General features: G+C 69.7%; 6 protein-coding genes. All 6 read right to left on the bottom strand.

Features of this window, described 5'->3' with window-relative positions; all coding sequences use genetic code 11:
• Positions 1–539: 539 nt before the first annotated feature.
• On the bottom strand, positions 540–1,178 hold the full coding sequence (locus tag D588_RS0102365) for an HAD family hydrolase (protein WP_017914832.1): 639 nt from the start codon (positions 1,176–1,178) through the stop codon (positions 540–542).
• A 5-nt stretch (positions 1,179–1,183) separates the two neighbouring features.
• On the bottom strand, positions 1,184–1,903 hold the full coding sequence (locus D588_RS0102360; RefSeq protein WP_017910020.1) for a hypothetical protein: 720 nt from the start codon (positions 1,901–1,903) through the stop codon (positions 1,184–1,186).
• A complete protein-coding gene (locus tag D588_RS0102355) occupies positions 1,900–2,919 on the bottom strand; it encodes an alpha/beta fold hydrolase (protein WP_017914831.1) in 1,020 nt (339 codons plus the stop codon). The genes D588_RS0102360 and D588_RS0102355 overlap by 4 nt, the downstream gene beginning before the upstream one ends.
• Before the next feature lie 33 nt (positions 2,920–2,952).
• Positions 2,953–3,303 carry a cupin domain-containing protein gene (locus tag D588_RS0102350; RefSeq protein WP_017914830.1) on the bottom strand — a complete coding sequence of 117 codons (351 nt, stop codon included), beginning with the start codon at positions 3,301–3,303 and terminating at the stop codon, positions 2,953–2,955.
• Between the two features lie 419 nt (positions 3,304–3,722).
• Complete coding sequence (locus D588_RS0102345; protein ID WP_017914829.1) at positions 3,723–5,663, bottom strand: M1 family metallopeptidase; 1,941 nt, start codon at positions 5,661–5,663, stop codon at positions 3,723–3,725.
• A gap of 177 nt (positions 5,664–5,840) precedes the next feature.
• The coding region (locus D588_RS28335) for a class I SAM-dependent methyltransferase (RefSeq protein WP_232764199.1) at positions 5,841–6,037 on the bottom strand (197 nt) is incomplete at its 5' end.

Here is a 6,037-nt window from a genome sequence, read left to right as displayed (position 1 = left end):
TCCGGCGGCTGCTGTGCGGCGGCCGGTGCGGCCGGCGCCGGAGCCTCTTCCTGCTTCTTGCAACCCGCCAATGCCAGCGCAGTGGCCAGCGCGAGCAGCGTACAAGCCTGTGTACGACGTGAATGACTGTGCATCGTTCTACTCCCCTCGTTGAAGAGCCGCGTCACTTCACCTATCGGCGTGTGCCACGGAACCTGAAGCGTGGATGTATACGAGCAACGTCCATGCCATCGCGGCGCTGCGATGCAACATCCCTTGAGGTACGGATCACGACGCCGGTTGTCGTCGCGGAGACGCGCACCAGCGCGGTCGAGGGCGTCCCGGAAACGTGACACTTTGTGCCACACGGTTGCATCGGAGGTGGCGCAGTGTGAGCACATGTGCCGGTGGCACACCCTGCGCCATCGCTGCGCTTGCCACACTGGCGCAGCCGGATGCGCACGGCGGGGCGCGCGACGGGGAGTGCGCATCCGGCACGCCTGCACCGATCTCGCCAAGGAGGGTGCGGCGCGCGGCGGCGGTCAGCCGCCGCGCAGCAGTCAGTGCGACTGCGGCCCGACGCGGTCCTGCCACCACGCCAGCAGCGCGGCGCAATCGGCGAAATGCAGGTCGGCCAGCGCCGGCCAGGGATTGTCCGGATGCAGCAGCACGGTGGTGGCGCCGGCATGGCGCCCGCACTGCAGGTCGTAGGCGTGGTCGCCGACCATCGCCAGCGCCTGCGGCGCCACGCCCCAGTGCTCGGCCAACTGCAGCAGGCCGCCGGGATGCGGCTTGGGCGGCGCCTCGTCGCGGCCGAGGATGGTGACGTCCTCGAACAGGTCGTCGACCTCGATCTCTTCCAGGGTCAGCTGCGCCAGCTCGCGCGCGTTGCGGGTGAGCACCGCCAGCCGGCAATCGGCCGCATGCAGGGTCCGCAGCAGCGCCGGCGCGCCGTTGGCCGCGGTGGCCTCCTGGGCCAACACGCGCTCGTGCTCCAGCAGCCAGGCGTGCTTGCTGGCGCGCTGCGCGTCCGGCAGCGCCGCCAGGTGCTGCAGGATGTCGGCCTGCGGCGGGATCTGCAGTTCGCGGCGGATCAGCGCGAAATCGTGCACGGCGCGGGTCAGGGTGCCGTCCATGTCGAACACCCAGTGGCGCACCTGGCACAGCGCCTCGGCCGGCGGTGGCATGGCGGCATGCATCGCGCTCAATCCCAGCCCGGCATCTGCGCGCCGTCCAGGCCGCCGGTCTCGAACACCGCGGTGCGGGTGCCGCCGGCCTTCACCGGGAAGGTGATCTGCAGCACCGTGGTCTTGCGCGCCAGCTTCCACAGCGCCTTGTCGTCGCTGATGAACATGGCGATGGCCTCGTCGGTCTTGGGCCGCCAGGCCGCGGCCGCGTGCGGCGGCGCGTCGTCGGCCTTCAGTTCCACCTTGCAGCCGCCGGCGCAGCGGAAATCGCCGGACTGCAGCACCAGGTAGGCGCTGCGCTTCCATTCCGGATGGTCGCGGAACACCAGTTGCACCGGCTTGGGTCCGCTGCCGTCCACATCGACCTTGTCGCGGCTGTACAGCATCGCCGAGCGCTGCACGCCCTTGCCGGCCGGCACCTGCGAGTACTGCCAGGCCGCCTGCATGCGCCGCAGCTCGCGCGCCGCTTCACCCTTGGCCTTGACCTCGGCGTAGCCCGGCTGGATGCGTTCGGCCGCGTCCGAGCCGGGGTACTGCTGCAGCAGCGCCGCGCCGTGGATCCGGGCCAGGTCCCAGTTGCCCGACTTCACCGCGGCGTCGTACTGCTTGGCCAGGTCGTCGGCCGCCTGCGCCTTGGCCTGCGCTTCGGCCGCGGCCTGCGCCTTGCGCTCGGCCTCGTGATCGCCGCAAGCGGCCAGGGCGACGGCGCACAGCGCGCCGAGCAGGATGCGTTTCATCGTGGGGTTCCTCGTTGGATCAGGGTGTCGATGGCCTGCGCGACCTCGGCGGGCTTCTCGACGATGGACATGTGGCCGCTGCCGTCCAGCAGCACCTGGATCGCCTGCGGCAGGCGTTGCGCGTACAGCGCCAGCGCGCTGGCGTCGATCACCGCGTCCTGCACGCAGTTCAGCAGCAGCGTCGGCTGGCGGATGTGCGCGGCTTCCTCGAACGGCAGGAACGCCTCCTCGCCGCGGCCGATGCGCGCCAGCACCTGCTGCTCGAAATCGGCCTCGCGGCGACGCCAGGCCACCACCGCCGGCACCGCCCAGCGCGGAATGCGCGGCTTGGCGCGCTCGAGCAGGAACACGGTGTCGATGTAGCGCTGCAGCGATGCGGCATCGTGCACCGCGAACGGATTGTGCCCGTCCAGCACCGCCTGGCCGAACACGTTGTCGGCGAAGCGTACGCCGGCGGCGTTGAACAGGCCGACCCGGTCGAACACCGCCGGATGGCGCGCCGCGGCCAGCGCCGCGATGCCGCCGCCCATCGAATGCCCGAGCAGCACGCATTCGCTGCCCGCACGGCGCGCGCACTGCATGGCGAACGCGGCCACGCGCTCGGCCTGCGCCACAAAGCCGTAGTCCTGCCCGGCGATGCGCTGGCTCTCGGCCCAGCCGGGCAGATCCGGGATCACCAGGTGATAGCGCGTGCCCAGCGCGCGCGCCAGCGGCAGCCAGTTCTCCTTGCTGCCGGTGAAGCCATGCACCAGCAGCAGGGTCGGCGCGGCGGGATCGGCCGCGGCGCGCACCAGATAGGTCCAGGTGTGCCCGGCGACCTGCGACTGGCGCCGCCGCAGCCCGCTGCCGCGACGCTGGCGCAGACTCTCCAGGCGCACCAGCAGGAACGGATCGCGCGCCACCAGCAGCGCCCCGATCGGCATCGCCACGAGCGCCACGCACAGCAGCGACACCAGCAACGCCAGGGCGCCAGCCAGCAGCAGCAGCATCATCAAGACCAGGGTCGCCATCACCATGGGGACACCGGAGCGCGCAGGCCGGTCATGCGCTCACGCCACCACGTCGGCTTCGCCGAGATGGAGGGCCAGCCACACGGTCGGCTGCCCGGGATCGGTGAAGGTCACCCAATGCGGCGTATCGGCCGGGATGAACAGATGGTCGCCCGGCGCCAGCGCGACCTCGCGATCGCACAGCGCCACCCGCGCGCGACCGCGCAGCACCAGCACCCATTCGTCGTGCGCCTGCAGGTACGGCGACTCCTGCGGCGTGGTCTGCCCGTGCGAGACGATGCGCTCGACGCGGCAACCGGAGCGCCGGAGCAGTTCGGTGAAGATTTCGCCACCGCGGGCATCGGGCAGCGCGGCCAGCAGGGAACCGGACAGTGGATGCGCGTCGCTCATCTCAGCAGCGCCTCGACACGCGCAGGTGATTCCGCTCGCATCGGCATCGGCACTGTCCTGCCGTGGCGATGGCGCTTGCAGCGGAGAGCAGGGAGGCGGTGGCGAACGGGGTCATGCGCGCATGGACCGGGGACCATCGGGACTGCCGAGGATATCGCGAATGCGTGGCAGCAGGTCGTGCTGATCGACGGCGGTGCGTGTGGAATCCGTTAAGGCGGCACTGCACAGGCACGCGCCTCATGCCGGCGGCGCATGCGACGCCGCAGATGACGACGTCCTGCAACGCAGGCGCGGCCATGCCGCCACCATCGCACCCTCCCCGCGCGACGCGATCGTCGCAACACGCCGGCCGCACACACGCACACGGCGCCGGGAGTGCTCCCGGCGCCGTGTGCGCGGTCTTTCGCGGGCGACTTGCGTCAGTGCGCGGTGCTGCCGGCCTTGGCCTTGTCCAGCATGTCCTGCACCGACACCGTGGTGATCGGGTGGTAGCCGGGCTTGGCCTTGGCGAACACCTCTTCGGCGAAGGCGAGCCCGTCCGGCGTCTTCACCAGTTCGGCGTAGATCGGCAGGATCAGCTTGCGGCGGCCGACGCGGGCGATGAACTCGCCGGCGGCCGGGCGCGCGTCCACGTAGCCGCTGCGGATCGCCAGCGGATACCAGCGCATGGCGATCTCGCCGTTGGCGGTGCCGGTGAAGTGGTAGGCGTCGTCGAGTTGCTTGAGCTGCGCCGGGGTCAGCTTCTCGCCCAGGCCGCTGAGGAAGCGCGTCCACTCCTGGGTGCTCCAGGCATCGGTCACCTGCTTGCCCGGCAACGTGCCGCTGCCGGTCCAGGCGATGCGCGCGGTGTCGACCATGGCGAAGTTGCGCGAACGCGCCTTCTGCGCGAACGCCGGAATGCCCGGCTCGTCCAGCCACGCATGCAGTTCCTGCGCGGTCACCGCGTTCGGCTTCTTGGGCAGCAGGTGGGTCTTCAGGTACTCGACGAACTGGTCGGTGTTGGCGCTCTGGAACGCGTGGTCGTCGAACCAGCCGCGCAGGAACGGATCGAAGGTGTCGCGGCCGAAGCGCTGCTCCAGGAACTGCAGGAACCATGCGCCCTTGACGTAGGCGACCTGGCTCAGCGCCTCGTCCGGATCGCGCTCGGTCAGCGCCGGCAGCGCCAGCGCCTGGTCGGCCGGGCTCATGCCCTTCAGTTCGGCGAGCAGGTCGGTCTGGTCGATCTCGCGCTCCATCTCCGCCGCTTCGGGGCCGTACAGCGCCTCGGTGATGCGCGCCTGCACGTAGGTGGTGAAACCTTCGTTGAGCCAGATGTCCTTCCAGCTGGCGTTGGTCACCAGGTTGCCGGACCAGCTATGCGCCAGCTCGTGCGCGATCAGCGACACCAGCGACTTGTCGCCGACGATCACCGTCGGGGTGGCGAAGGTCAGGCGCGGATTCTCCATGCCGCCGAACGGGAACGACGGCGGCAGCACCAGCATGTCGTAGCGGCCCCAGCGATACGGGCCGTACAGCGTCTCCGCGGCCACGATCATCTTCTCGGTGTCCTCGAACTCCTTGGCCGCCTTGTCGACCATCGCCGGCTCGGCCCACACGCCCGAGCGCGCCGAGATCGGCTTGAACACCAGATCGCCGGCGGCGATCGCCAGCAGGTAGGACGGGATCGGCTGCGGCATCTTGAAGCGGTAGTCGCCGTTGCGCACCGCCTTGGGATCGTTGTCGGCGCTCATCAGCACCATCACGTCCGGACGCGAGACCACGTGCGCGCTGTAGGTGAAGCGCACGCTCGGCGTGTCCTGCAGCGGCACCCACGAACGCGCGTGGATCGCCTGCGACTGGCTGAACATGAAGGGCAGCTTCTTGCCCTCGGTCATCGACGGCTCCAGCCACTGCAGGCCCGAGGCGGTCGGCGCGGTGTGGTAGGTGATGCTGATCGTCTGCGGCTGCGTCGGCGCCTCGATGGTCAGCTTGCTGCCGTAGATCTTGTCCGCCGGCGCCAGCGCGTACTGCAGCGGCGCCTGCTGGCCCTTGCCGTCGTCGGCCTGCACCTTCTCGATGGTCAGGTCGCGCGTATCCAGCACCAGTTGCTTGGCGCTCTTGTCCTTCCAGTCCAGCGTGTAGGTGGCGGTGCCGCCGATCTGCTTGCTGTCGAAATCCAGCTTCAGATCCAGCGCCAGATCCTTGATCACGACCTTGGACGGCTCGGCGTAGGAGGTCTCGTCGTGGCTGCGGTCGGCCGGCTTGGCCGCGGCGGGTGCCGGCTTGGCGGCAGTGGCGGCCGCATCGGGCGCGGACGCTTCACGGGAACACCCGGACGCGACCATCGCGGCCAGGGACAACAACAGGAACGGGGAACGCATGGCAGTAACCGGTTCGAGGAAAACTCGCAGTCTACCGGAAGGCCGGGATTGGGGATTCGGGAGTGGGGATTCGCAACGGCAGTGCGGCGCCGCGCGCTGACGCATCCCGAATCTTCAATCGAAGCGGGGATTGGGGATTGGGGATTGGGGATTTGCAGCAGCGAACAGCCGGCGCGCCTACGAATCCCGAATCTTCAATCCCCAATCCCGGCTCCACTCAGATCTTGTGGCCGAGTGGATCGCCACGCTGCCGCCGGCAAGGTTCTTGTAGTGGTTGCGGGCGAAGCCGGCTGCTTCCATCGTCGCCTTCAGTGCGTCCTGCGGCAGATGCTTGCACCGGCACCGCCGGACCGCGCGTCGGGACTGAAGTCCCT

Origin of the sequence: Xanthomonas sp. SHU 308, assembly GCF_000364645.1 — a bacterium.
In the GTDB taxonomy this organism is placed as follows: Bacteria; Pseudomonadota; Gammaproteobacteria; order Xanthomonadales; family Xanthomonadaceae; genus Xanthomonas_A; species Xanthomonas_A sontii.
The sequence above is the reverse complement of the archived record's forward strand: the minus strand, read 5'-3'. Positions and strand labels throughout refer to the sequence as shown.

Bases quoted from the DNA above. Each gene is read 5' to 3' on its own strand.
- D588_RS0102365 (WP_017914832.1), bottom strand. From the start codon at position 1,178: ATGCATGCCGCCATGCCACCGCCGGCCGAGGCGCTGTGCCAGGTGCGC.
- D588_RS0102360 (WP_017910020.1), bottom strand. From the start codon at position 1,903: ATGAAACGCATCCTGCTCGGCGCGCTGTGCGCCGTCGCCCTGGCCGCT.
- D588_RS0102355 (WP_017914831.1), bottom strand. From the start codon at position 2,919: ATGGTGATGGCGACCCTGGTCTTGATGATGCTGCTGCTGCTGGCTGGC.
- D588_RS0102350 (WP_017914830.1), bottom strand. From the start codon at position 3,303: ATGAGCGACGCGCATCCACTGTCCGGTTCCCTGCTGGCCGCGCTGCCC.
- D588_RS0102345 (WP_017914829.1), bottom strand. From the start codon at position 5,663: ATGCGTTCCCCGTTCCTGTTGTTGTCCCTGGCCGCGATGGTCGCGTCC.